Here is a 23,764-nt window from a genome sequence, read left to right as displayed (position 1 = left end):
ATAAGAAAAATATACGGCGCTATGCGCTCCATCTGCGTCTATCACAGTGAGACCGGTAATACTCATGCGGTGATGGAAGAGATCATCCGGTCCATCGCTTCCGAATCTCTCAGGGTCCGTGATATGGCAGGGTACGGAAAGGCGACGATGTATCTTCTTGGTGCTCCACGTGCGCTTTTTGGTAATTCTGCCGAGATTGAGCCCTCGTCTATCGATCTGAGAGGATATGATCTTGTCATTATCGGATCACCTGTCTGGGCATCCCGGCCGACACCGGCGGTCAACGCGATCTTTTCTGCATTAAAGAATGCATCCGGCAAAAAAACGGTTCTTGTCTGTACATCCGGTGGCTCTCCGGGGGATACCCTGAAGATTATGAGCGATCGAGCACAATCACTCGGAATGGAGGTTCTCGGCAGGTATCACATCCCCCATTCAATAAAGGGGAGGCGGGATGATGAGGAGCTAAATGCCCTCAAAGGATTCCTCTGGGATATTGCCAGATCCTAATCGATCCTCATCAGATCCCTGATCGTCTGGCCAGATGCTGCCATATCCTCGTCTGTCAGCCGTATTGTTTCATCACCGGCGAGTATAGTGAGAGCATCTCCACCGACCGTTCCAAGGATGGTATGGGGGAGATCCCTGAGGATTGTTCTGTCATGAACGGCCACAAGGAATCGTGCATATGACTCTGAGAAGAGGACCTCGATTGGATCTCCCCGGATCTCAATGCTGCATCGCGGGGCGATCTTTGTTAGTGCGGTGAGGAGCCCGCCACGGGAGAGATCGGTCACTGCTGCAAAGCTGCCTGACTGAACCATATTCCTGATTGAGACGACGATTGCGGGATCGCCGGTCTCCGGGGCGTTGCCGCCGCACCCGGTGATGCAGTCGAGGATTGAGCCGCCAAACTCCGGCCTCGTCGTCCCGATGAGGGCGAGGATCGCTCCCTCTTCCGGAGGTGATCGTCTGATCACCTCGCCTTTTCCGATCATCCCCAGCATCGGTGTCGGCTTGATCTGGGTCTCAAACTCATCACTCTCATTATACAATGAGACGTTGCCTCCGACGATCGGGGCATCAAGATGCCGGCACATCTCCCCCATCCCTGCGATCGACTCTGCAATCTGCCAGTTAATCTCAGGGTGTACAGGACTTGCGAAATTGAGGCAGTCAACGGCGCAGATCGGCAGAGCCCCATAGCAGGCAAGGTTAGAGACGTTCTCAAGGACTGCATTTGCCGTCCCGTCACGGGGGCGAAGGTGGATATGGCGTGGATTGCATCCGCAAGTGAGGTAAAGTCCATTTCCATCGAGCCGGATACATGCTGCATCCGGGCCGAGTGAGACGGTTCTGAGCTGGACATCATGATCATACTGGGAGAATACCCAGTCCTTTGCAGCACACTCAGGGTGAGCAAGTACTTTCAGGCAGAGGGTCCGGATATCCTCATCCGGACGGGAAAATGGCTTTTCGAGGGTGTATGGCAGCATCTCGCGTTCACAGGATGGCGCGCCGCCAACGAGGAGATCGATCGGGAGATCGCAGACGACCGTACCTTTGAACTCGACGATATACCTTGGCTCGGCTATTACCTCTCCGACATCTGCCCAGGCGAGATCATACTTCTCTGCAATCGATCCAATCAGTTCGACATCCTCAGGCGCGACCTCGGCAAGCATCCGTTCCTGGGATTCTGCGAGCATGATCTCCACCTCGTTCATCCCTGACTCGCGAAGTGGAACATTGTCCGCAATAATGCGTGCGCCCCAGGTGCTTGCCATCTCACTTGATGCACCGGCAAACCCTGCGGCCCCCAGATCTCTGCAGGCGCGTATCTTTCCGGTGCTGCACATTGCCATGGTTGCATCGATGAGGAGCTTCTCAATGTAGGGGTCGCCGACCTGGACGCTGGGTCGGTCTTCTGCCTCGGCATCCTCCGAGAGATCACGGGACGCAAATGATGCGCCGCCAAGGCCATCTCTGCCTGTCCTTGATCCATAGAGGATCAACCGGTTTCCAGGAGTCTTGACACGACCGGTTATGATATTCTCAGGATCAAGCATTCCTACGGCGACGACGTTGACGAGGGGATTGCCCCGATAGCTCTCATCGAAGATGAGATCTCCCCTGACAACAGGAACACCGATACAGTTGCCGTAATCTCCGATACCGGATACAACATGCTCAAAGAGATTCTTCGTCTTCTCTGAATCGAGGGTGCCAAAACAGAGGGGATCCATCAGGGCGATCGGTTTTGCACCCATTGAGATGATATCCCGGACGATCCCGCCGACACCGGTGGCGGCACCATCGTATGGATCAACGTAGCTTGGATGATTATGGCTCTCCATCCCTATTGCAAGTGCGACTTTATCTGAGAAGGAGACGATCGCCGCATCATCGCCAGGCCCGATGATGACATTCTTTCCATCGGTCGGGAGGGTTCTGAGCAGGGCTTTCGTGGATCGGTAACTACAGTGTTCACTCCAGAGATTCTCAAAGGCAGCAGCCTCAAGAGGTGTTATATCCCTGCCAAGTTGTGAGCAGATGGCCATGTGGTCTTCGGAGGATAGCATTACCAAGAGAGGTCAACCCGTAAGAAGAAAAAGCATCTCACACCCGATCCGATACCATCCTTTTTACTGCCTGCCTCCCATATAGTGAGCATGGTCGATTCGTACGAGGAATTATTAAAGAGGGCGTACACCGACATCACCGAACCGACGGAGACGGGGGAGCGGTTCGTCGTGCCGCCGGTGAAGTCGTACCTTGAGGGTAAAACGACGGTTCTTGAAAACTTTTCAGAGATTGTAGGAACGCTCAGCAGGGATCCCGATCATCTGATGAAGTTCATGCTGGGGGAACTCGGGACTGCCGGGAAGATCGATGGTAGCCGGGCGATCTTCAATGGGAAATTTGAGACAGATGTGCTCGCAGCGATCGTGAAGAACTACATCGATGACTTCGTTATCTGTACTGAATGCGGCAGGCCTGATACCCGGCTGGTCAAGGATGATCGGATCATGATGCTCAGATGCGATGCCTGCGGGAGCCATAGGCCGGTGAGGAAGCGCAGGGCACGGACCGAGGTGAAAGGGACGAGCCTTGAAGAGGGTCAGGAGCTTGAGGTTGACATCGAGTCGGTCAGTCGGCGTGGAGACGGAGTTGCCAAGCATGGAAAATACATCCTCTATGTGACTGGTGGAAAACCCGGCCAGAAGCTGAAGGTCAAGATAACCAAGATATCAGGGCAGGTCGCATTTACGCAGCGACTCTGAATAATCTTTTTTTGCAGCTTTAGATCTGCATCATACGCTTTCCTTTTTTGATACAGGTACTTTTACGTTATAGCCTGGTGCCATGCATTGTCCGGAGTATCGACATACTCCTGACTCGAAAAAAGATATGGGATTTTTTTTGTAATTCAGACTGAGCTGACCTGTGTGATGAGTTCATCACACGATCTGCTGATCCGATTGCAGGCTTCTCTGATGGCAGTGATCGGATCTTTGCTTCCATCGGTGGTTACCAGAAGCTCCGGGTCGGAGAACTGATACTCAATAAGGTATTTTGCAACATTGACTGCCGGATCCTTGAGGATCTCGTCAGCAAGAAGGTTCATGAAGGTGTGATTCTCTCTAACGAGCACCATTTTGACTTTATTTTTTTCAAGCTCCAGTATCTTCAGGTGCATGGTATAGATCATTTGGTATGGAAAGTATATAGGTATTGGTGGGATCAGAAGGTGAAGACCTCCATATCCGATCCGGTATGGGGCATATCCCAGGGGATCATATGGCTCATATGGACACACCGGAATGCCTTTGGATTCAGCTCTCCTGCGAGTTCAATCGCATCATCGTAGTTCAGATGTTTGTCAATAGCGATCTCGGGGGGGGCAAGGGCGTCAAGGAGGAGGAGATCTGCCCCCTCCATGCAGGTGAGGCTTTCAGCGGGGATATCCCGGTTGGTATCGGATGAGTGGACAAAGACTCCGGTTTCTGATTCTATCCTGAGTCCATAGGTTGGGGCACCGGGGTGAGAGACCGGAAAGAGTGTAATCTCCAACCCGAAGAGGGAGAACGGGGTATATGGTATCACCTCATGGCGTGGTGAAGGGAGAAAAGAGAATATATTCCCGCAATACTCCAGGACTTCTGGTGCCGCATACATCGGAGGGGGGCGCTGTATCCGGTAAAAATCCCCGAATCCCATGAAATGATCATAATGTCCATGCGTCCAGATACCTGCATCGATATGGGGTGATCCGGATTTGAGAAGCTGTACCCGCATATCCGGCGATGTATCGATGATCAGGTGTTTCCCATCGTTTTCGATAAGAATGGATGTTCTGAGTCGTTCCTTCCCCTCGTTCCATGCTTCAATGCAGGTTTTGCAGGTGCACCCGATCTTCGGTGTGCCGATTGCATCCCCTGTTCCAAGGAGGGTGATCTTCATGGAACAACCATACCGCCTTTCCGCAGCGCATTTCTCCGGTCAACAAGGAGCATCCCCTGCTCGATATCCATCCCGGTGATCGCCTCACGTCCATCGATCAGGGCTGCCATCACTGCTTCTTTTACCATCAGCCTGAGATCCGCACCTGAGAACCCTTCCGTTCTGAGTGCCAGGGTTGGGAGATCCATGGATACTTCAATATTTCTTGTGATAGCATTCAGAATCCTCTCTCTCATCCCCGCATCCGGGAGAGAGAATGGAAGTACCTCATCAAATCGTCTCCATACCGCCTCATCGAGAATTCCCGGGTGATTTGTTGCCCCGATAAAGAGGACTCCCGATCGGATGAGGCTGACATGATCGATACTCATCAGCAGGGTATTGACTGCCCGCTTCATCGCCCCGTGATCATCCGAATCCCTGGTTCGTGCCACGTAATCGAACTCATCAATGAAGAGGATGCAGGGGGTGAGCTTCTTTGCTATCTCAAATATTCGATCGATATTCTTTGAGGTCTCCCCCAGGTACTGAGAGGTGATCATGGAGAGCCGAACCTCAAGGATCGGCATATGGAGAACTTTTGCAAGGGAGAGGGCAAAAGAAGTCTTGCCAGTGCCGGGGGGTCCGAGGAAGAGAAGCCTTCCTATCTGGTAAATCTGATGTTTTCGGAGGTACTCCCTGTTCCTGAGGGCGACCTGGATCTTTCCGATCACCTCAAGCTGCTCAGGTGTTGCAACAAAGAACTCAAGGGACTCCTCGATCTCCTCGGGCGCGCGGAGTGTCACCAGACCGAGCGCCTCTTTCATCTCTTCTGATTCCGCGGCGATGGGTGCAATCCGTCTCTCCAGGAAGGCCCGGCTGTCCTCATACAGCGGGTTATTCTCACGAGCATCATCATAGGCGATCCCCTCGATCCCCGCCTTCTCGTAATAGTAGGCAAGGGCCGGATTTGCTTCTGCCATGGGTCTTCCACCTCTGTCGAGGAACCATCGGGCGGCCCCGTCAAGTGCGGTGATCGAAAGGCGCTGGCCGAAGTCATCGAAACCGACGAACGGATGTGTACGCACAAGCTGATGCGCATCTTCGACTCCCAGCACCCGTTTGACGGTTGTGTTACTGATGACGAAGGGCCGGTTCAGTTCAGAACCATTCTTACCAACGCCGAATGCCTCCCGGTGTTCAGGGGTGAGATCCGGGATGCCAAGTGATATCTCATGGTTGACGATCTCCGCTGTGAGAAGGAGCTCCATAAGCCGGAGGGTGGTGTGGTCTGCCATCTCCATAATTAACCTTAAATATTGTTTCTGATCTTGAATAAGGGTATCTCAGCGGGTTGTAACAATACACCCGTCTTCGGTAACGATGATCGTATGTTCAGCCTGGGAGACGAGAGAGCCGGGAATATCCTGGAGAACCGGATATGGCCTGATGATACCCTGCCGGATAAGCGTGGTGAGAGCCAGATCAGCACGGCTTGTTTTTAGCCATCGTCTGGCGAATGGAAGCCCGCGCCGATCTTTGATCTCTTCAAGGATACGCCGTGCAGCCGGAGGACGGACAGGCTTTATGGCGATCTGTGAGAAGATCTCACATCTGTTTCCTTCACTCACCCGTCCGGTTCCGGTTGATGCAAACGGTTCAATTGCGATGACCATTCCCTCTTTGAGCAGAGGTCCCCCGGATGATCCGATATTTGGAATTGACGGGGCTGCATGAAGAGAGAAACGGTCCAGACCATGACCCGTCAGGTTGGCGACCGGCTGGTATCCGCGCATGGTGATCGTCTCCTGAACTGCTGCTCCTATCGCTCCGGCCGTAGCACCCGGCCGTGCAAGGGAAATTGCCGTATCCAGAGCGGCACGCGACGCCTCGATCAGTTTTCCGTGATCTCCAAGATCAATGGAGACAGCTGTATCTGCGATATATCCATCAATATGGATGCCAATATCGAGTTTAACGAGATCCCCTTCCTGAAAGATTCGTTCATCGCCCGGTCCGGCTGTATCATGTGCCGCTGCTTCGTTGATGGAGATATTCGGGGGAAAGGCGATGCCCGCCCCGGCGTCTGTTACCATTGAACAGATCGAGTCTGCAATATCTGAGATGAGTACTCCGGGGGTGATTCGTGCTGCTCCATCGGCAAGTATTCTCTTTGCAAGGCGTCCTGCCTCACGGTACTGCTCAATTATCTCGTCATTCATATGCAAAAGATCTCCGGAAAATTCGTAAAACGGTCAAATCCATCCTTTGTGACTGCTCCCAGATCCTCGATACGGACCCCGCCGATTCCGGGGTAATATAATCCCGGCTCGATTGTGATGATGTTGCCGGCCACAAGCGGGCTGCCACGCATATTCAGGCCAGGAGATTCATGCACCTCAAGACCGACGCCATGTCCGAGGCTATGGACAAACCCGTTTGGTTCCGTCTCATATCCTGCATCACGGAAGTGGGAGGCGACCGCCTGATAGATGGCTGATCCGTCTGCTCCGTCACGAATGAGAGAGAAGGCGAGGATCTGGGCATCTGAGACTGTTGCATGCATCTCCCGTATCTCGGGGGCGGCTTCGCCCCGGACAACGGTCCGTGTCATATCAGCAAAGTACCCTGTCTCTTCGTCCTGGGGAAAGATATCAATGATGATAGGTGCATCCGCGGTTATTGGCCCGCTCCCTCGCAGATGGACATCAGCTGTCTCCTCTCCCGAGGCGACGATTGTATCCATTCCACGGCAGCCATGCCTGAGTAGTGCTGAGTGAATTTCATATCTGACCATCTCTGATGTGAGAGCCTCCCCCTCCGGCGTTACCAGATGATCATGGACCGGCTCTGATCTCTGAATCATTGAGATTGCTCTGTTCATCGCATCTTCGGTAGCATGCTGGACCCGCCTGATCTGGTCCATCTCCTGCCTGCTCTTGACTGCCCGGAGTGTCGTAAGTGCATCCTTTTCAACTGATACGGGCCTGAGAGACATAATCTCCATTGCAAGCCCGAATGGAAATTCCGGAGGGAGCAGAATATCACCATCAGCAAGATCTGCAATAACCCTAGCGGTCGCTTTCAGAGGATCAGGCTCTTCCTTCAGAATGGTGAAGAATCCTGCATCAGCCCTGCTCATCACGGAGCAGGGGGACTCAATACCTGCCCTGTGTACCTCCATGGCAGGAACAATAATTGTACCCTGCTCCCCAATTCGCTTCAGATAGATGATCGGATCGCTCGTCCGAAAAGAGGTGAGGTATCTGAGCGTGGCATCCTCCGAGGTGCCATAGGCGACGAACGCCTCTGCTCCGGCCTTCTGCAGGGCATCATCGAGTGCATCCATTCTTTATTATTTGATACGGGAGGTGATGTATCTTCGGAAAAGGGATCAGGTGTGGTGTGCTTCTGCCCGGGCGAATGCAGCATCTGCCCTGCTGATTGCGGAGGCTGCATCTTGTGAGAGGGTGTTTCCGCTCTCAAGGTATGCGATCGCCTCCCTGCTCTCCCCCCTGCCTGCCTCGACCTCCTCGATATACCGGGTCAGGGAAGAGAGGCGGCCGATGAATGCGTTCTGGGCATTCCACATCTCCTGATCATACAGACGGAGATCCCAGGCGATTGCAGTTGCTGCCTCTCCGTCTCTTCCATCAAGGCTGTTTGCGGCCTCAGAAAACAGGGTGACATCAGATGAGAGGAGGAGGTGTTTTCCGGCAACATCCATGAGGAAGGTCTCTTCACGCATAATCTGGGTTCTGAGGATTCGGGTATTCGGGGTGTCAGAGTCGAGCTCGATATTCCAGAGATCGATTCCGATCGTATAGACGAGGAGATAATTATTCAGGCTGCTCCGGTGCGATTCCTTGGATGCACGGACTTCGTCCCATTCAGAATCAAGGCCACTGTTTTCAACACATCCCGAAGTAATCAGAAAAAAAAGGAGGACGAGGGTTATCCCTGTCATCAGCCAGAAGAAACGACTCGCCTGCATTGTTCAACAGTAGAGTGTGAAGTGATCAAATATAATTATATCTTTTATTGATGTTCGAATTATGAGAGCCTATATCATTTCTGGTCTTCCATGGGGGTCCTCAGAAACCATCGGCTGGACTGGCCCCCTATGATCGTGCATGCTATCTATTGGCAGGGCATATAGGTATCTATGGATGAGTCGGCCAGGGAACTCTTCAAGTTTAAGTACATTAAGCTGGTTATGATGCTTAATGTCCTCATCTTCTCTATTGCAGCAGCTGTTGTTATTTTCTTCCTTATTCCACCGGAATATATGCTCAGGATACCTGTTGTTGCCGCTCTTGTTATCATCGCGGTGGTCACTGGCGTTCTGACACGGAAGAATTATATTGAAACAAAGAAGTGGCTGGATATTCATGGCAAGTCCGGATAAAGGGGTATATGGGGGTGATGCCGGGTGCTTGAGAAGATCGGTGATGAGATTGACCTGATCCGGCGGCATCTGATGGTTGCCCGTGCTGTGGTGGCACATGAGCCGATCGGGATCATCAAGCTCTCCGAGGTCCTCGGAGAGCCCCAGCACCGGGTGCGGTACTCACTTCGTGTCCTTGAACAGATGGGGTATATCCGCGCCTCCCCCCTTGGGGCGTATGCGACCCCGCAGGCGAAGCAGATGCTTGCCAACCTCTCAGAAGAACTGGATCTGCTGATTGGCACGCTTGAGGCGATGAAGCGGGATGGTATTGGGAATGTTTAAATGTCTTGAGAGGCAATTATTTTAGGCAACTCTGTGCCGCCATAACTCAGTTGGTAGAGTGGCTGGCTGTTAACCAGCATGTCACAGGTTCGAGTCCTGTTGGCGGCGTACGCGGGATCATCATTGATCCATCTATTTTTCTCTCTATTATCCTACCCTTTCCTTGATCATTACGAAAAACCGCTCCCTTATTACTCCTCCACTACCTCCCCATCCTTCAGCCGGATCACGCGGTCAAAGTACTGCTGGTGCCAGTCTTCATGGGATATCATCAGCACCGTCTGGTTGCTCTCCTGATTGATCTCCCTGATGAGGTCGAGGACAGCCTTCGAGTTCGTTGAGTCCAGATTTGCGCACGGCTCATCGGCCAGCAGGATATCCGGATCATTGACAAGTGCCCGTGCGATCGCGACACGCTGCTGTTCGCCGCCTGAGAGCTCCTTTGGGAGGTGCTTCCCCCTCTCCTGAAGGCCGACTGACGCAAGCATCTCGCTCACCCGATCCGAAATCCGCTCATCGGTTTCGCCACGTGCCATCATCGGGAGTGCGATATTCTCAAAAGCATCCAGCTCATGGACGAGGGCATACTCCTGGAAGACAAAGCCGAGGCGTTCAAGCCGGAATATCGTCTTCTCCTGATCGGAGAGGGCGATGACATCCAGGCCGGAGATGGAAATGCCCCCGCTCGTCGGGCGGTCGAGGAGACCGATCATATGGAGGAGTGTTGATTTCCCACTCCCGGAGGCTCCGCTGATCCCGACAAATTCCCCCTCTTTGATGGAGACACTCACACCATTGAGGGCATGGACTGCGACATTTCCCATCTGATATGTTTTATACAGGTCGGTTGTGGTGATCATCGTCATCCCCTCATTGATGTCAGCGTATTCTCACGGACAATTCTCCATGCAGGAACGTACCCGGCAATCGCTGATGCGACTGCGAGCATCCCTGCATTTTCAAGCATTGTTATCAGTTCAAATGCCGGGATGACATCCCCGTCAGGGAACTCCAGGGGATGTGCGGTGAAGTAGATCATAATCAGGTTCAGCAGGATCATCCCGAGTATCGTTCCAAAGATCCAGATGAAGAGGACCTGTGCAACATAACTCCCGATGATCGCGTTCTGATCGATTCCTATTGCCTTGAGAACCCCGATCTGCCTCTGCTGATTGATCGTCTTGATCGTAAAAACGATCCCGATCACCACAACTGCAATGATGAGGCTCACGGCAACCGAGATTCTATTGATGATCGCAAATGTCTCAAGAGAATCAGCAACAACCTTGGTGATAGCCTCCTCCCAGGTCTCGACCCGCTCCTGCACCCCGAATTCAAGAAGCCGGGTCTTCACGGTGGCAGGATCTTCTCCTGGAATGACCCTGACAAGTATCTGGGTGGACTCGGTATTCTCTCTGCCAAGGACAGTATCCATCTCCTCCCATGAGATAAACGCCATATAATCTGCCTGATATGACTTCGTTGAGAAGAGTCCTTTGACACGGTATTCCTTCTGATACCCGTTAGCATACATCACCTCAACCGGGTCACCGACCCTGACACCCCCGAGTGACTCGAAGAAATCCATACTCTGATCCTCATATCCTGCAACGAAGAAGCCAAGGAGGATTCCGTCATCGCCAGGTGAGAGAAAATCCCCTTCAATGATCTCCTGGTGGATCTTTGTCACCTTCACCTCGTCCCGGGGATTGAAGGCGGTTATCGGGATGCTTACCGACTCACTCTTATGATTCAGAGTCGCCCCAAGGGCATAGCGTGCCGATGCCCGGCTCACCCCCGGCACCCGGTTGACTTTCTCAAGGAGATCATTGGTCTGGAAGATCGTCCTCTCATCCTCACCCGGCTTGATGATGATGTCGGAGGTGACATAATCGATCGTCTGCTCATGAAAGAGGTTGACCGCTCCGGTCATAATGGCGGAGAGGAGGATCATATTCGTAAAGACCATCGCGATGATGAGGATGTTCAGTAGTGTTCCCACTTTCCCTCCCCGCCTGATGGCACGCCAGGCAAGGAAAAGTGAGACCCGTATCCATGAGTACACGCCTGGTCACTCCGTTCTCCTCTTTCTGAGGAGATAATATCCGGATGCTGCGATGATGATCAGTATAAGAATAGCAGCAGCGATGGGAAGAGCAAATCCTTTACTCTGTACCACCTGAATGAGCTCTTCCCTGCTCTCATGCTCACCATAATCATCAGAAAACCGGACGGTGAGCGTATAGGGGATATCTCCGCTCTCACCAGCAGTCAGGCGGAAGACGGCTGGTGCATCATTTCCCGGGCGGATCGTTCCGATGAAGGCTTCACGGCTCCCGCTCATCGGGATATCAATATCTGCCGAGACGCTGGTGGCTTTCCCCGTCCCGGTGTTTTCAAGCCTGATGATGAGATCGAACTGCTCTCCTGAGGTGAAACTGATGGGTTCGGTCCTTACCGAGGAGATGGCAACTGCTGAAGATCCCCGTACATCAACCGAATATGACGCCGTCTCCTGGAGGAGCGTTCCATCGGCCCGGTGATACCGGATAATAACCGGAAGCGAGTAGATTCCGGGTTCGATCTCCCTGCTGACACGAAATATAAGCGGTATGATCAGATCGTTTCCTGGTGAGAGTATGGAGGAAGAGGATGCCCTTGCTCCGATCGGAGCGATCATCGTCTCACCATTCCCGATGGAGATGATAATATCATGGGCCGGACTCTGTCCGATATTTTCTATGGTAATTTTTGTCTCGAATGTCTCTCCCGGCTGTACAAACGGGAGATCCGGCTGTGATACCTGGATATCGGGGATTTTGATATGGGAGATCGGCATATTGACATTTACCGGTATGGGATAGATGGTGCTCTCCCCGCCTCTCACCCGAACCCTCAGGCGTGGAAAATACACCCCCTCCTTCTCCGGGGCTTTCACCAGGAACGTGAGATCAATGGACTGGCCTGGCCCGATGACGCCTGTGAAGGCCGCATTTCCATCCAGCACAGTAATATCGCCACGCCCGTCAAGAAAGACGCTCTCGATGATCAATGGCACATCTGTACTCTCCGAGGATGTGACTGTCTGAACTGCAGTGAGTATCGTTGCATCCGTCTTCTGTGATGTTGTTGCGGTATTCATGAGAGTTACCCTGATGAGCCCCTCCTCGCCCGGCATCAGGATCGCCGGGGTGACGGTATGATCGGTGACGATGACGGCCGGCCCGGTTGCCCCGACTCCCCCGATGAAGAGTGTACAGAAGATGATCATCAGCAGGACACGGCTGTGAAGAGCAGAAATGTGGTACATTGGACTTCTCCGGAATAGTAGGAAAACTATCATGGATGTATATAAACCAATCGGATTATCCTGAGGAGAGAGTACTCCGGATATGATTCCCCTTCCATGCCACTTTTCTCTCCTCATGACCAATACGTACGTGTGAAACAGCACTGTGGAGAGCTTTTATCTGAGGTTCGTAAGGAACGGCCTCTCGTACATCATATCACCAACACCGTCACCATCAACGACTGCGCAAACATCACCCTCGCCGCCGGTGCCGCTCCGGTGATGGCGGGCGCCGCAGAAGAAGCTGTGGAGATGGCAGGAATTGCCTCCTCACTCGTTCTGAACATCGGAACCCTCTGGCCTGGCCAGGTTGACGTGATGATCATCGCCGGAAAGGCTGCAAATGAGCGTGGGATTCCGGTCATCCTCGATCCGGTCGGTGTCGGGGCGACGACGCTCAGGACCGAAAGTGCACTTCGTATCCTCAGGGAGTGCAACGTGACAATTCTGAAGGGGAATGAAGGCGAGATCGGTGTCCTTGCCGGAAGCGGCGGGACTGTCCGGGGTGTCGATTCATATGGCTGTTCCGGGGATCCGGTCGATGTCGCCCGCCGGTGCGCAGAGGTGACAGGAACGGTCGTCGCCATGACCGGAGAGATCGATGTCGTCACCGGCGATGGTGAGGTGTACCTCATCCGAAACGGCCATCCGATGATGGATCGCCTCTCAGGAACGGGGTGCATGGCAGCATCCCTCGTCGGGGCATTTGCTGCTGTTGCTTCATCCCCGTCGAAGGCTGCGGTTGCAGCTCTTGCAGCATTCGGCAGGGCCGGTGAGATCGCTGCGCCCGGAGCTGCAGGCCCGTATTCATTCCGGACAGGACTCTTTGATGCCCTCTATTCCCTCTCACCTGAGGATCTCAGAGATGGAACACAGGTGGAGATCCGGCGTGGCATTTGATCTCTATATCGTTACTGATGAGGCGGTCGGCCTCGGCAGATCCCACATCGATCTCGCACGGATGGCGCTCCAGGGAGGTGCGGATGTGATCCAGCTCCGCGACAAAAAGATGCCCTCTCGGCAGCTCTATCAGGTGGCATCCGGGATCAGGGCGCTCACCCTTGATGCAGGGGCACTTTTCATCGTCAATGATCGTGTGGATATTGCCCTTGCCTCAATGGCAGATGGTGTTCACCTCGGCCAGCAGGATCTGGCCGTTGCCGAGGCACGCCGGATAGCCCCCCCCGGCTTCATTATCGGATGCTCGGTTGGAACTCCACAAGAAGCAGTACTGGCCGAGACGGCCGGTGCCGATTACATCGCTTTAAGCCCGATCTTTCCGACCACCTCAAAGGATGATGCCGGAAACGGACATGGACTTGCCACACTCAGATCGATCAGATCGGTCTCCTCACTTCCGCTTGTGGCGATCGGGGGAATAAATAAAGGCAATGTCGCCCCGGTCATCGCTGCGGGTGCAGATGGTGTTGCTGTTATATCAGCCGTCCTCGGAACCGAGGATGTCGCCTCGGCAGCTGCGGATCTCAGGGAGGCGATATGTATGGCAAAGAGAGACCAGTATCCGGAGTGTTGATGGCAGAGACGGTCATCGGTATCATCGGGGGTGGGCCGGCAGGCCTCTTCTCAGCCATCCATATAGCAACGGAGGGCCGGCGGATCATCGTCTTTGAGAAGAAGGCTCACCCCGGGCGCAAGCTCCTCATCACCGGGTCCGGCCGGTGCAATATTACGCATGGTAGTGGTATAGCTGACTTCTTCCCGCATTACGGGGATAATGGGGCTTTTCTCAAAGCGAGCCTCCGGGGATATACCAACCGGGATCTCATCTCCTTCTTTGAAGAGCATGGCTGCCCGGTCATCACCGATGATAACAACAAGATCTTTCCTGCATCGGGAAAGGCTGCCGATATCCTCTCCATCCTGACCAATGCATGCCGGGAGCGGGGCGTTGAAATACGTACCGCAACCCCGGTCACTGCGGTATCCCGAACCGGGGATCGGTTTGTCATCAGGACGGAAGGCGGCGATGTTGAGACTGATATCCTCATCATCGCAACCGGTGGGGCATCCTACCCCTCCACGGGATCGACCGGGGACGGCTATCATTTCGCAGAATCACTCGGCCACCGGATTGAAGAGATCGGCCCTGCTCTCTCACCGGTCTATCCTGAGGAGTACCCGCTCTCTGATCTCGCAGGCATCTCCTTTGATGATATCACCGTATCAATCCAGCGGGATGGGAAGACCATCAGGAAGGTCTCCGGGGATCTCCTCCTCACCCATGAAGGCCTCTCCGGCCCGGTGATCCTTCATGTGTCACGGTTCATCAGGAAGGGTGACATACTACGGGTTGCCTTCATGCCTGAGAAGAGCCAGAGCGATATCAACAGGCTCCTCACCGAAGGACAGGCATCCGGCGGAAAACGCCTTGTCAGGACGATCCTTGCTCAGTACCCGATCCCGGTACGGTTCATCCAGCAGCTCATCGTTACGGCGGGGGGTGCAGATGACTGCACCATCGCCCATCTCAGGCGGGAGGATCGTCTCGCCATCGTCTCGCTCCTCACCGCATGGCCGTTTCAGGTCAGAAGAGTTGGCGGGTTTGAAGAGGCGATGGTGACCCGTGGTGGTGTCGCTCTTGATGAGATATTCCCAAAGACGATGGAGTCGCGTCTGGTGAAGAACCTCTATTTCATCGGGGAGGTCCTCGATATCGATGGCGATACCGGGGGATACAATCTTCAGGCTGCATTCTCAACCGCCATTGCTGCTGCCAGGGCTATCAATAAAAAGGCGTCCTTACTGCATATTTGAGAACCGCTGCCTGACCTCCTCCGGATCAAGGTGACGAGCCTTCATCAGGGCTGAGATGATGGCATCAGAGAAGACGAGTGCGACCATCTCAAAGGCAGCTCCCCGGCCGATCGGAACGGATGCCGAGCGGTACTGCCCGGTGATCTGGCGAATCTCATACTCCTGTGGGGATATCCGGTGATCACCGGATGATTCTCCGAGATCGATTGCGATATCTGCATCCTGAAAGGTTGCGGACTGCTCGTTTGCTGTAATAAGGCAGATGATCCCTCCCAGCTCCCTGACCTTCTCACAGGTGTTCACCACAGACTTCGTCTCCCCGGATCCTGAGACGGCGATCAGCACATCCCCGGACTCAAATGCAGGTGTGATCGTCTCACCGATGACATAACAGGTGAAGCCAAGGTGCATCAGCCGCATCGCAAAGGCTTTTGCTACAAGTCCCGATCGCCCGGCACCAGCGACATAGATCCTCTTCCCAGAGAGTATCAGGGATATAAGCTCCTGTACTTTCTCTTCTCTCACTCTCCGGGCCACACGGGTCACTGTCGTAGCTGTTTCAAGCATCGAGGTGGCTATCTCATCATCATTCTGCATTTATGGTGAGCATATGCGATCATTCTCTATCAGGGTATCGATCAGCCTGCCAGCAGATCCATTGTCAGGATGAGGAGTGTTATAATCAGCACTACAGGGATGACATACCTGCATATCTGGAGGATGAAATGGGGGATCGGCCCCTTCATGCCACCTTTCTCCCGCAGGAGGGCCGGATCAAGGAACCAGGCAAAAGCGATTGCTGTTGCGAGTGCCGTAAACGGGAGGCCGAATGTCCCGGCGGTCTCATCAAGGAGATCAAGAAAAGGGATTCCTCCAACAGAGAGATTCATCGCCGAGTAACTGAGTGCCGAGGGGAGGCCGATCAGGAGTACCCCTCCGGTCAGTGCGAGACTTGCTCTCTTCCTCGAGACTCCTCTTCGTGCGATAAATGATGCAATCGGCATCTCGATCATCGAGACGGTCGCCGTCAGTGCGGATACAAAGAGGAGGAGGAAGAAGGCAAATCCAACGTACGCACCATAGGGGATCATCTCAAATGCCTGTGGGAGGATGACGAAGGTCAGTTCAACCCCCATCGCAGGAGATAATCCATATGTGAAGACGATCGGAAAGATGATCAATCCCGAGAGGATAGCTGCCGCGAGGTCGGCCAGGGTGATATAGACGGCAGAACGGGCGATCGGAACAGATCGCCGCAGATATGATCCATAGGTAAGGAGAATGCCTGTACCGACGGAGAGCGAGAAGAATGCCTGGCCGAAGGCGGATCCCCAGAGCATGGGATCAGAGAGAACCGAGAAGTCAGGGGTGAGGAAGAATCCGATTCCTTTCCAGTACCCTGAAAGCGTGATGACATAGATCGCAAGACCGATGAGGATGAAGAAGCTGAGTGGGATAAACCAGCGGACAACCCGTTCGATCCCATCCTTAACCCCAAGAGCGACCACACCGCCTGTCAGAAGTGCTGAGATGATGAAGAAGGCGACCGGAGCATAGCTCCCGGTGAATGTATCAAAGCAACCTTCAATGGCAAACAACGAGTAAAAGACAAAGGCGAGGGTCCACCCGGTGATGACAAGATAGTAGCTGAGAATAACAAAACCGACTGCAATAAAGAGCCAGCCAACTTTATCGAAATGATGATGCACCTTCTCAAAAGCGGTGACGACATCGGCGGCGAGCGCACGCCCGGCCTTGATCTCAAGGATCATCAAGGGGAGGGCGATAAGAAAGACGGCGAGGAGGAATGGGAGAAGAAATGCCCCTCCCCCGTTTTCACCGACATGCGTCGAGAATCGCCAGATATTTCCGATACCGACGGCAGCACCGATCGATGCAAGGACAAATCCAAATCCTGAAGACCAGTGTTCCTTCTCTGTCTCAGGTATCATGGGGAGATGTGTTTTCTCCCCTCAACTAAGTAGTTACTGGTACTCAATTGGTTGTGACTGCTTTGGAAGACCACCCTTGAAATGCTGCTGAATTCGTTTATAGTACTCGACCAGCCGTTCATTCATTGTGGGGTGGATCTTCTCAAATGCCGCCTCGAAGTGCCTGATAGCAACCCTGGATACACCCTCACGCATCGCAAGCATTCCTGCCTCGCGGCAGAGCCCTTCAAGATCAGATCCAACGTATCCTTCAGTCTGCTGTGCAATCTTTGTGATGAGATCATTACGGGCGGGATCTGAATACTGTTGTTTGAATCCTGAGATACATTCGAAGATGAGCTTCCTGATCTCCGATCGCTTCAGTTGTCTCTCGTCTTTTCGTGGGAGATCCTCTGCTGCGGACCGGATCGCATCTGTGGTAATCTCCGATCCGGTTCCGATCGACTCAAATGCCGAAACGATACAGCTATACTCAAGGTTTTCGAGGAGATCAACCCATTCTTCGATGAGATCGCCCTGGACCGGCATACTCCTGAGATGGATCCTGATGATCATCTCACGGTCCTTCGTGTCCGGCTCCCCGATATAGACGAGCCTGTCAAATCTTCCGGGGCGGAGGAGGGCAGGATCGACGATATCCGGCCTGTTCGTCGCCCCCATTACAACGACATCCCGCATCTCCTCGATCCCGTCGATCTCGGTGAGGATCTGGTTGAGGACGCTCTCAATGGTGTGGGATGCCTCCCCTGAAACTCCCCTGGCCGGTGTCAGGGAATCCATCTCATCGAAGAAGATGATCGATGGCGCGACCTGCCTCCCCTTTTTGAAGATCTCCCTGACCGCCCGCTCACTCTCACCAACCCATTTTGAGAGGAGCTGCGGACCCTTGACCGGAATAAAGTTTGCACCCGACTCGGTTGCTACCGCCTTTGCGATCAGCGTCTTGCCAGTTCCGGGGGGTCCATAGAGGAGGACACCTTTAGGTGGCTGAATTCCAAGCTCCTCAAACCTCTCCCTCTCGGTGAGGGGGAGCTCGACCGCCTCGCGGATCTCCTGCCGTGCCGATACAAGGCCCCCGATATCGGACCAGCGGATATTCGTTCCTTCAAGCATCACCTCACGCATGGCAGACGGGGATACCTCCCGCTGTGCCTCCCGGAAGTCATTTCCGGTCACTTTCAGTGCGTCAAGGATCTCCTGAGGGATTGACTCCTGTTCAAGATCGATCATCGGCAGATGACGGCGGAGCGATCGAATCGCTGCCTCCCTGGCGAGGGCTGCGAGATCTGCCCCAACAAATCCATGTGTCTGTGTGGCAATCAGATCGATTCGGACCGTTTCGTCAAGCGGCATCCCGCGTGTATGGATATTAAGGATCTCCTCCCGGTCAACCGTCGGGGGTACCCCGATCTCGATCTCACGATCGAACCGTCCTGGCCGTCGGAGTGCGGGATCGATGGCATCGAGACGGTTCGTCGCTCCGATGACGACGACCTGGCCCCGCTCCTCAAGACCGTCCATCATCGTCAGGAGCTGTGCCACGACACGGCGCTCAACCTCGCCTGTCACATCCTCCCGCTTGGGGGCAATCGAGTCGAGTTCATCGATGAAGATGATCGATGGTGCGTTCTCGTTTGCCTCCTCAAAGACTTCCCGGAGGCGCTGTTCGGACTCGCCATAGTACTTTGAGATCACCTCCGGCCCGGCGATTGAGATGAAATGTGCACCCGACTCATTGGCGACCGCACGGGCTATGAGGGTCTTGCCTGTCCCCGGGGGTCCATAGAGGAGGACACCCTTTGGAGGCTCGATACCCAGGGTCTTGAAGAGTTCGGGGTGGCGTATGGGGAGTTCTATCGTCTCACGGAGCCGCTGGAGCTCATCCTTCAGCCCCCCGATATCTTCATAGCTGATCCGCTTGAGTCCCTCAAACCCGGCAGCAGGCTTGTCAGATATCATTATCTGCGTGTTTCTGGAGATGATCATCGCATCTTCGGGCTCAATACTGATGACTTTGAACTCGACGAGCTGTGGTACCATCATCGCTCTGATAGGGACGACATCGCCGATTGAGACTGGGAAGTTGATCAGACCTTGTGCCGCATGTTCCATGCTGATCGGGAGATTCGGGGGAAGATTCTCCGGCGGTGCAATCACCACCTCCTTTGCCTCGATGACCGCTTCAATCTTCTTTATCCTGACCCGATCACCGATGGCAACAGCCGCATTCTCACGGGTGAACTTATCGATCCGGATCTTCTGCTGATCCCAGTCCTTTGCCATCGCTCTCCAGACCTTCGCGATTGTCTGTTTCTTTCCTTCGATGGTTACAAGGTCTCCAGGAGATACACGGAGAGCCAGCATCGTCTCTGGATCGAGCCGTGCCTTCCCTCCACCCAGATCTTCGGGATATGCAGAATCGACTTTCAGAAAAACTTCAGGCATTACTTTATTGTCAACGGTATCCGGACATATAAGTAGTGTTTAACGATGCGGACAATCCTCTTTGATCCCGCGAATGGTGCTGCCGGGGATATGATTATCGGTGCCCTCCTTGATGCCGGAGCAGACGAACCGCTCGTCACCAGAGCGATGGCATCGGTTGTTGGAGAGCCGGTGATCACAAAGGTGAAGCGGCGGGGGATCACTGCCACCTATATTCAGACCCGTGCCGGAGTAGGCACACGAACCCTGAAAGAGGTGCTTGATTGTGTATCCATGGCTGAAGCGCCGGATAAAGCAAAAGAAATGGCAGAACGGGTCTTTCACAGGATTCATGATGCTGAGGCGCGTGTCCATGGTGACCACCCTCACTTCCATGAGGTCGGAGCAGACGATGCGATCGCTGATGTGGTGGGTGCATGTACTGCACTCCTCTCCCTCTCCCCTGATCGCATCTCCGTCCTCCCGGTCCCGCTCGGTATGGGAACGATCAATTCCGCGCACGGCAAAATGCCTGTTCCTGCTCCTGCGACGGCATATATCCTTCAGGATTCCGGACTGACTGTCCGTCCTTCCCTGGAGGAGACCGGTGAGCTGACCACCCCGACAGGTGCCGCACTCCTTGCCGAGTTCCTCTCCTCTTTTGGTGAGGAGGCTCCGGCTGATGGGACGATTACATCAATCGGCTATGGTGCGGGCACCAGGGATCCACCGGATCGGCCCAATATTCTCCGGGTGATGATGCTTGAGAGCGGGGGTCCCGGGGTGTGGGTCGATATTCTTGAGACGAATATCGATGATGCGGATGGCGAGGTGATTGCAGCAACAATCGCCCGTCTGCACCGGGAAGGTGCCAGGGACGCCTCAGCAAGTCCGCTTATTATGAAGAAAGGGCGGCCGGGCCACCTCATCAGGGTTATCTGCCGTCAGGAGGATTCTGAACGGCTCGCCCTGATTCTTGCAGAAGAGCTTGGAACACTCGGTGTCCGGTGCATCCCCTCGGTTCACCGCTTCATTGCAGATCGCCGGTTTATCAGAGTCAGGCTCTCTGAGGGGGATGAGATAGGTGTCAAGATCGGGTCATGGAAGGGGAAGATCCTTACCGTCAAGGCAGAGTTTGATGCCGTTGTGGCAGCAGCTGTGAGGCAGGGGCGGCCGATCCGTGAAGTGAAGTGGGAGGCAGAAGAAGCCGCACGGAAGGAGTTGACGAGGTGGAGTTAAACCGGATAAGCACCGGAAACCCTGACCTTGATCGGATCCTCGGCGGCGGCCTTGAACGGAGGATGATCACCCAGATTTATGGAGAGCCGGGGAGCGGAAAGAGCACCCTCGCCCTGATGGCTGCGGTGGCAACTCTCAGAGAGGGTGAGGGTGTCATCTTCTTCGATACCGAAGGTTTCTCTCCGGATCGCTTCACCCAGATTGCCGGAGGAGATGATCCCGCAGCAGATCTCGCAACCCGTCTCTTCCTCTACGAACCGATCGACTTTGCTGAGCAGGGTTTGATGATCCTTGATGCAGGGAAGATCTTTCAAAAGAAGAAGATCGGGCTCATTGTTCTGGACTCTGCCACAGCCCTCTACCGATCTGAGATGGAGCGGCGGGGTGACGCGCTTAAAGTACTTGGAAGGCAGATGATCGATCTCCTCTCTCTCACACGGAAGCATGAGATCCCTGCACTCATCACCAATCAGGTGTATATGGATGTCACCACAAACCGGTTCTCTGGTCTTGGAGGCACCTCGCTCTCCCATATCTCAAAGGCGATCATCAGGATCGAACGAAGGGAAGAGAAGAGGCGTGCAATTGTGGTGAAACACCGTTCACGGCCGGAAGGAGAGTATTTCGATTTTATCATCACCGGAGACGGCATCCGGATCTGCTGAAGACCCTCGCAACGTGATGGCAAAACAGCCGAGAAAAAAACCGATAACCGGAAAATTCTTCCGGCTCTCATTTTTTTACCTATTATCTGACGTTTTCAGAGCTGGATCATGCCGATGTAGACCGACTCTGCAGGTCCGGTCATCGTTACCGTCTCGCCAAAAGAGATCCTGAGTGGGCCACCCTTCGTCTCGACAAGGACGTCGTTGCCGACATAGCCGAGTTTTCGGCCGACTGCCGCTGATGCCGTGGCACCGGTTCCGCAGGACATCGTCTCACTCTCGACACCACGTTCAAATGTCCGGATCCGAAGGGTATTGTCTGCAACCTTCTCGACAAAGTTGACATTGGCACCTTTTGGGAATGTCTGATGATTCCTGATAACAGGGCCGATCTGTTCCGGATCGATGGCACCTATCTCACTGACGAAGACGACCGCATGAGGGACTCCCGTATTGGCCGCATAGACCTGGTAGGTTGCAATTTCCTCTGTATAGTCGGCATCCGAATCTCCGGTCGCCGGAATCTCACTTCTGGCAAATGCGGGGGTTGGCATCGTAATTGTTGCGAAGAAGTCGCCCTCCGCGGTATATCCGAGTTTCACCGGTATGATGCCTGCCATCGTCTCGACCGTACACTCCTCTTTGACATACTCCCGGTCAGAAGCGTACCTGACGAGGCAGCGGATTCCGTTTCCGCACATCTCTGCCTCTGATTCATCAGGCTGAAGCAGGCGCATTCTGATATCCGCAGTTTCTGATTTGGAGATGAAGAGGATGCCATCCCCACCTATTCCGAATCTGCGGTCACAGAATAACATCGCAAACTTCGGCTTCATCTCCTCCGGAATGATCTCTCCCTTCATCTCGTCGATGAGGATGAAATCATTTCCATTTCCTTGTAGTTTTACAAATTCAATACCCATGAAAAATCTCCTCATTCATCTTGCATGGTGGGGAGAAAAAAGGATATCCCTTCTTCTCAGGTGCCAAAAAGATGGCTGTCAAGATCCGACACCCGCCATCCGAGATGTTCCCTGATGATTAGCGGGGCATATTCGGGTGGAATTACCCCCTCTTCGGTGACGATGAGATCGATATAGGTACCGGGTGTCCTGTCAAAGACCGGATTGCGCACTCTGACAAATGGATATTTCTGCGCGATCTCATCGGCAAGCACCTCCGATCCCGGCCGCTCTTCAACCGGTATCTCAAGTCCGATACTGGATAAGGGTGCGAACTTGTAGGTCTCAGCGGCGATGATCATCTTCGTCCGTGCCTCATGAGCTGCAAGGGCTATCTGTGAGGTTCCAATCTTATTGATGACTGATCCATCGGCAGAGATGGCGTCGGCACCCGCGATGGCGAGATCGACATCATTAATGAAGGATCGGACTGCTGAATCGACGATGAAATGAGTCGGGATCTCATGGTGGTTGAGCACCTCGATGGTCAGTCTCCCCTGGTTCCATGGCCTCACCTCGGTGGCAAAGACCTCTATCTCCTTCCCCTGTTTCTTCGCCTCGATGATACAGGCGAGTGCAGCCTCCGAGTTACAGTGGGTCAGAATGGTATCGCCGTCTCTGATCTGGTTGGCTCCGATCATGCCGATCGTCCTGACTGCTGCCTCCGATGACCTGATGAACGCCTCGGCGTTTCTGATAATCCCGTTGCGCGCATCTGTTGCATCTGTTGCCGTCCTGAGATCCCGCATGACGATATGAATGGCGTTTGGCAGCGAGACGGCTGTTGGCCGGGTTGAGCGGAGGAGATCAGCTGCCTGATACATTCCGTCTCTGAAACCTGTGAAATTATCAGTGGAGATCATCTCTGCATGGTCTCGGAGCGCACCTGCTGCTGCACGTGCTATTCGTCCTGCACCACGGATTTCCATTGACCTGATTGCTTCGGCTGTTGTAGTGAGAGGCATATATGAACCCTCGTTGATAATATTAATTAAAGGTGGTATCTCTTTCCGATGACCATTGCAGTAGTCTTTGATAGTGCCGGAACCCTCCTCCGGACGTACCGGGCCGCAAAGGATGTCTTTGCAGGCACACTCCTAGGCGATGTCGAGAGTACAACGCTCACCTTCGATGATGCCGACAGGATTCTTGTCCTTCTCAATGTCCATTCCGAGAATGTGATGCAGGGGGATAGCGATCAGCTTCTCTCAGCGTTTCTGAAA

24 protein-coding genes, 1 tRNA gene and 1 pseudogene are annotated in these 23,764 nt (G+C 53.9%); 11 read left to right on the top strand and 15 right to left on the bottom strand.

Annotated elements, in window-relative coordinates:
* Positions 1 to 21: 21 nt before the first annotated feature.
* Complete coding sequence (locus RJ53_RS05805) at positions 22 to 510, top strand: flavodoxin family protein (protein WP_211530675.1); 489 nt, start codon at positions 22 to 24, stop codon at positions 508 to 510.
* On the opposite strand, the gene purL is transcribed toward RJ53_RS05805, so the two are convergent.
* A complete protein-coding gene (gene purL, locus RJ53_RS05800; RefSeq protein WP_211530674.1) occupies positions 507 to 2,582 on the bottom strand; it encodes a phosphoribosylformylglycinamidine synthase subunit PurL in 2,076 nt (691 codons plus the stop codon). The genes RJ53_RS05805 and purL overlap by 4 nt on opposite strands.
* Positions 2,583 to 2,672: 90 nt before the next feature.
* Between purL and RJ53_RS05795 the strand changes: the two genes are divergently transcribed.
* Positions 2,673 to 3,284 (top strand): translation initiation factor IF-2 subunit beta, encoded by a 612-nt coding sequence (locus tag RJ53_RS05795; RefSeq protein ID WP_211530673.1) that lies wholly within the window; start codon positions 2,673 to 2,675, stop codon positions 3,282 to 3,284.
* Between the two features lie 146 nt (positions 3,285 to 3,430).
* Here the strand turns inward: RJ53_RS05795 and RJ53_RS05790 are convergent, their stop codons facing one another.
* From RJ53_RS05790 to RJ53_RS05765, 6 genes are read right to left on the bottom strand one after another with little or no spacing between them, the layout of a single operon-like run.
* The gene (locus RJ53_RS05790) at positions 3,431 to 3,700 is read right to left on the bottom strand and encodes a DNA-directed RNA polymerase subunit L (protein WP_211530672.1); all 270 of its coding nucleotides are present in this window, start codon (positions 3,698 to 3,700) and stop codon (positions 3,431 to 3,433) included.
* Positions 3,701 to 3,744: 44 nt separating this feature from the next.
* Positions 3,745 to 4,464 carry an MBL fold metallo-hydrolase gene (locus RJ53_RS05785; RefSeq protein ID WP_211530671.1) on the bottom strand — a complete coding sequence of 240 codons (720 nt, stop codon included), beginning with the start codon at positions 4,462 to 4,464 and terminating at the stop codon, positions 3,745 to 3,747.
* The gene (locus RJ53_RS05780) at positions 4,461 to 5,747 is read right to left on the bottom strand and encodes an ATP-binding protein (protein WP_246496010.1); all 1,287 of its coding nucleotides are present in this window, start codon (positions 5,745 to 5,747) and stop codon (positions 4,461 to 4,463) included. Before RJ53_RS05780 ends, RJ53_RS05785 begins: the two co-directional genes overlap by 4 nt.
* Positions 5,748 to 5,789: 42 nt before the next feature.
* Positions 5,790 to 6,665: a type II methionyl aminopeptidase gene (gene map, locus RJ53_RS05775; RefSeq protein ID WP_211530670.1), complete on the bottom strand. Its 876-nt coding sequence runs from the start codon at positions 6,663 to 6,665 to the stop codon at positions 5,790 to 5,792.
* The gene (locus RJ53_RS05770) at positions 6,662 to 7,792 is read right to left on the bottom strand and encodes a M24 family metallopeptidase (protein ID WP_211530669.1); all 1,131 of its coding nucleotides are present in this window, start codon (positions 7,790 to 7,792) and stop codon (positions 6,662 to 6,664) included. Before RJ53_RS05770 ends, map begins: the two co-directional genes overlap by 4 nt.
* A gap of 45 nt (positions 7,793 to 7,837) precedes the next feature.
* A complete protein-coding gene (locus RJ53_RS05765; RefSeq protein WP_211530668.1) occupies positions 7,838 to 8,437 on the bottom strand; it encodes a hypothetical protein in 600 nt (199 codons plus the stop codon).
* A gap of 222 nt (positions 8,438 to 8,659) precedes the next feature.
* On the opposite strand from RJ53_RS05765, the gene RJ53_RS05760 reads away from it, so the two are divergent.
* The 3 genes from RJ53_RS05760 to RJ53_RS05750 all read left to right on the top strand — a co-directional run bounded on the left by RJ53_RS05760 (position 8,660) and on the right by RJ53_RS05750 (position 9,283).
* Complete coding sequence (locus RJ53_RS05760) at positions 8,660 to 8,851, top strand: hypothetical protein (protein ID WP_211530667.1); 192 nt, start codon at positions 8,660 to 8,662, stop codon at positions 8,849 to 8,851.
* A 24-nt stretch (positions 8,852 to 8,875) separates the two neighbouring features.
* Positions 8,876 to 9,175: a hypothetical protein gene (locus RJ53_RS05755; protein WP_211530666.1), complete on the top strand. Its 300-nt coding sequence runs from the start codon at positions 8,876 to 8,878 to the stop codon at positions 9,173 to 9,175.
* 35 nt (positions 9,176 to 9,210) lie between these two features.
* Positions 9,211 to 9,283 (top strand) — tRNA-Asn (locus RJ53_RS05750).
* Positions 9,284 to 9,366: 83 nt separating this feature from the next.
* Here RJ53_RS05750 and RJ53_RS05745 read toward each other — a convergent pair.
* The 3 genes from RJ53_RS05745 to RJ53_RS05735 are packed head-to-tail and all read right to left on the bottom strand — an operon-like array spanning position 9,367 to position 12,485.
* On the bottom strand, positions 9,367 to 10,035 hold the full coding sequence (locus tag RJ53_RS05745) for an ABC transporter ATP-binding protein (RefSeq protein WP_211530665.1): 669 nt from the start codon (positions 10,033 to 10,035) through the stop codon (positions 9,367 to 9,369).
* A 2-nt stretch (positions 10,036 to 10,037) separates the two neighbouring features.
* Entirely contained in the window at positions 10,038 to 11,240 is a 1,203-nt protein-coding gene (locus RJ53_RS05740) for an ABC transporter permease (protein WP_211530664.1), read from the bottom strand.
* 6 nt (positions 11,241 to 11,246) lie between these two features.
* Entirely contained in the window at positions 11,247 to 12,485 is a 1,239-nt protein-coding gene (locus tag RJ53_RS05735) for a COG1361 S-layer family protein (protein ID WP_211530663.1), read from the bottom strand.
* 132 nt (positions 12,486 to 12,617) lie between these two features.
* Between RJ53_RS05735 and thiM the strand changes: the two genes are divergently transcribed.
* From thiM to RJ53_RS05720, 3 genes are read left to right on the top strand one after another with little or no spacing between them, the layout of a single operon-like run.
* A complete protein-coding gene (gene thiM, locus RJ53_RS05730) occupies positions 12,618 to 13,424 on the top strand; it encodes a hydroxyethylthiazole kinase (RefSeq protein WP_394357505.1) in 807 nt (268 codons plus the stop codon).
* Positions 13,414 to 14,058, top strand: a complete 645-nt coding sequence (gene thiE, locus RJ53_RS05725) for a thiamine phosphate synthase (RefSeq protein WP_211530661.1) — start codon at positions 13,414 to 13,416, stop codon at positions 14,056 to 14,058. The genes thiM and thiE overlap by 11 nt, the downstream gene beginning before the upstream one ends.
* Positions 14,058 to 15,299: a BaiN/RdsA family NAD(P)/FAD-dependent oxidoreductase gene (locus RJ53_RS05720; RefSeq protein WP_211530660.1), complete on the top strand. Its 1,242-nt coding sequence runs from the start codon at positions 14,058 to 14,060 to the stop codon at positions 15,297 to 15,299. Before thiE ends, RJ53_RS05720 begins: the two co-directional genes overlap by 1 nt.
* Here the strand turns inward: RJ53_RS05720 and hxlB are convergent.
* Genes hxlB through RJ53_RS05705 form a run of 3 tightly spaced genes read right to left on the bottom strand, consistent with a single transcriptional unit; the run spans position 15,285 to position 19,696 of the window.
* Positions 15,285 to 15,896, bottom strand: coding sequence for a 6-phospho-3-hexuloisomerase (gene hxlB, locus RJ53_RS05715; RefSeq protein ID WP_211530659.1), 612 nt, complete (start codon positions 15,894 to 15,896; stop codon positions 15,285 to 15,287). The genes RJ53_RS05720 and hxlB overlap by 15 nt on opposite strands.
* Before the next feature lie 41 nt (positions 15,897 to 15,937).
* Complete coding sequence (locus RJ53_RS05710; protein WP_211530658.1) at positions 15,938 to 17,251, bottom strand: sodium-dependent transporter; 1,314 nt, start codon at positions 17,249 to 17,251, stop codon at positions 15,938 to 15,940.
* Positions 17,252 to 17,284: 33 nt separating this feature from the next.
* The gene (locus tag RJ53_RS05705; RefSeq protein ID WP_211530657.1) at positions 17,285 to 19,696 is read right to left on the bottom strand and encodes a CDC48 family AAA ATPase; all 2,412 of its coding nucleotides are present in this window, start codon (positions 19,694 to 19,696) and stop codon (positions 17,285 to 17,287) included.
* A gap of 45 nt (positions 19,697 to 19,741) precedes the next feature.
* On the opposite strand from RJ53_RS05705, the gene larC reads away from it, so the two are divergent.
* Together larC and radB are read left to right on the top strand one after the other, a co-directional pair.
* On the top strand, positions 19,742 to 20,914 hold the full coding sequence (gene larC, locus RJ53_RS05700) for a nickel pincer cofactor biosynthesis protein LarC (protein WP_211530656.1): 1,173 nt from the start codon (positions 19,742 to 19,744) through the stop codon (positions 20,912 to 20,914).
* Positions 20,905 to 21,579 (top strand): DNA repair and recombination protein RadB, encoded by a 675-nt coding sequence (gene radB / locus RJ53_RS05695; protein ID WP_211530655.1) that lies wholly within the window; start codon positions 20,905 to 20,907, stop codon positions 21,577 to 21,579. Before larC ends, radB begins: the two co-directional genes overlap by 10 nt.
* A 95-nt stretch (positions 21,580 to 21,674) precedes the next feature.
* On the opposite strand, the gene dapF is transcribed toward radB, so the two are convergent.
* Both dapF and RJ53_RS05685 read right to left on the bottom strand, forming a co-directional pair.
* On the bottom strand, positions 21,675 to 22,502 hold the full coding sequence (gene dapF / locus RJ53_RS05690; RefSeq protein ID WP_211530654.1) for a diaminopimelate epimerase: 828 nt from the start codon (positions 22,500 to 22,502) through the stop codon (positions 21,675 to 21,677).
* A 56-nt stretch (positions 22,503 to 22,558) separates the two neighbouring features.
* Entirely contained in the window at positions 22,559 to 23,506 is a 948-nt protein-coding gene (locus tag RJ53_RS05685; RefSeq protein ID WP_211530653.1) for a ribose 1,5-bisphosphate isomerase, read from the bottom strand.
* A 48-nt stretch (positions 23,507 to 23,554) separates the two neighbouring features.
* Between RJ53_RS05685 and RJ53_RS05680 the strand changes: the two are divergent.
* A pseudogene (locus tag RJ53_RS05680) lies at positions 23,555 to 23,764 on the top strand (haloacid dehalogenase); the annotation flags it as partial.

Origin of the sequence: Methanocalculus chunghsingensis, from assembly GCF_018132105.1 — an archaeon.
GTDB classification, from domain to species: Archaea; Halobacteriota; Methanomicrobia; order Methanomicrobiales; family Methanocorpusculaceae; genus Methanocalculus; species Methanocalculus chunghsingensis.
This window is presented reverse-complemented; position numbering and strand designations above follow the sequence as displayed.

Bases quoted from the DNA above. Each gene is read 5' to 3' on its own strand.
- RJ53_RS05790 (WP_211530672.1), bottom strand. From the start codon at position 3,700: ATGCACCTGAAGATACTGGAGCTTGAAAAAAATAAAGTCAAAATGGTG.
- RJ53_RS05795 (WP_211530673.1), top strand. From the start codon at position 2,673: ATGGTCGATTCGTACGAGGAATTATTAAAGAGGGCGTACACCGACATC.
- RJ53_RS05745 (WP_211530665.1), bottom strand. From the start codon at position 10,035: ATGATCACCACAACCGACCTGTATAAAACATATCAGATGGGAAATGTC.
- RJ53_RS05735 (WP_211530663.1), bottom strand. From the start codon at position 12,485: ATGTACCACATTTCTGCTCTTCACAGCCGTGTCCTGCTGATGATCATC.
- RJ53_RS05805 (WP_211530675.1), top strand. From the start codon at position 22: ATGCGCTCCATCTGCGTCTATCACAGTGAGACCGGTAATACTCATGCG.
- map (WP_211530670.1), bottom strand. From the start codon at position 6,665: ATGAATGACGAGATAATTGAGCAGTACCGTGAGGCAGGACGCCTTGCA.
- dapF (WP_211530654.1), bottom strand. From the start codon at position 22,502: ATGGGTATTGAATTTGTAAAACTACAAGGAAATGGAAATGATTTCATC.
- hxlB (WP_211530659.1), bottom strand. From the start codon at position 15,896: ATGCAGAATGATGATGAGATAGCCACCTCGATGCTTGAAACAGCTACG.
- RJ53_RS05710 (WP_211530658.1), bottom strand. From the start codon at position 17,251: ATGATACCTGAGACAGAGAAGGAACACTGGTCTTCAGGATTTGGATTT.
- RJ53_RS05780 (WP_246496010.1), bottom strand. From the start codon at position 5,747: ATGGAGATGGCAGACCACACCACCCTCCGGCTTATGGAGCTCCTTCTC.
- RJ53_RS05685 (WP_211530653.1), bottom strand. From the start codon at position 23,506: ATGCCTCTCACTACAACAGCCGAAGCAATCAGGTCAATGGAAATCCGT.
- RJ53_RS05720 (WP_211530660.1), top strand. From the start codon at position 14,058: ATGGCAGAGACGGTCATCGGTATCATCGGGGGTGGGCCGGCAGGCCTC.
- RJ53_RS05760 (WP_211530667.1), top strand. From the start codon at position 8,660: ATGATGCTTAATGTCCTCATCTTCTCTATTGCAGCAGCTGTTGTTATT.
- RJ53_RS05705 (WP_211530657.1), bottom strand. From the start codon at position 19,696: ATGCCTGAAGTTTTTCTGAAAGTCGATTCTGCATATCCCGAAGATCTG.
- purL (WP_211530674.1), bottom strand. From the start codon at position 2,582: ATGCTATCCTCCGAAGACCACATGGCCATCTGCTCACAACTTGGCAGG.
- larC (WP_211530656.1), top strand. From the start codon at position 19,742: ATGCGGACAATCCTCTTTGATCCCGCGAATGGTGCTGCCGGGGATATG.
- RJ53_RS05770 (WP_211530669.1), bottom strand. From the start codon at position 7,792: ATGGATGCACTCGATGATGCCCTGCAGAAGGCCGGAGCAGAGGCGTTC.
- RJ53_RS05765 (WP_211530668.1), bottom strand. From the start codon at position 8,437: ATGCAGGCGAGTCGTTTCTTCTGGCTGATGACAGGGATAACCCTCGTC.
- RJ53_RS05785 (WP_211530671.1), bottom strand. From the start codon at position 4,464: ATGAAGATCACCCTCCTTGGAACAGGGGATGCAATCGGCACACCGAAG.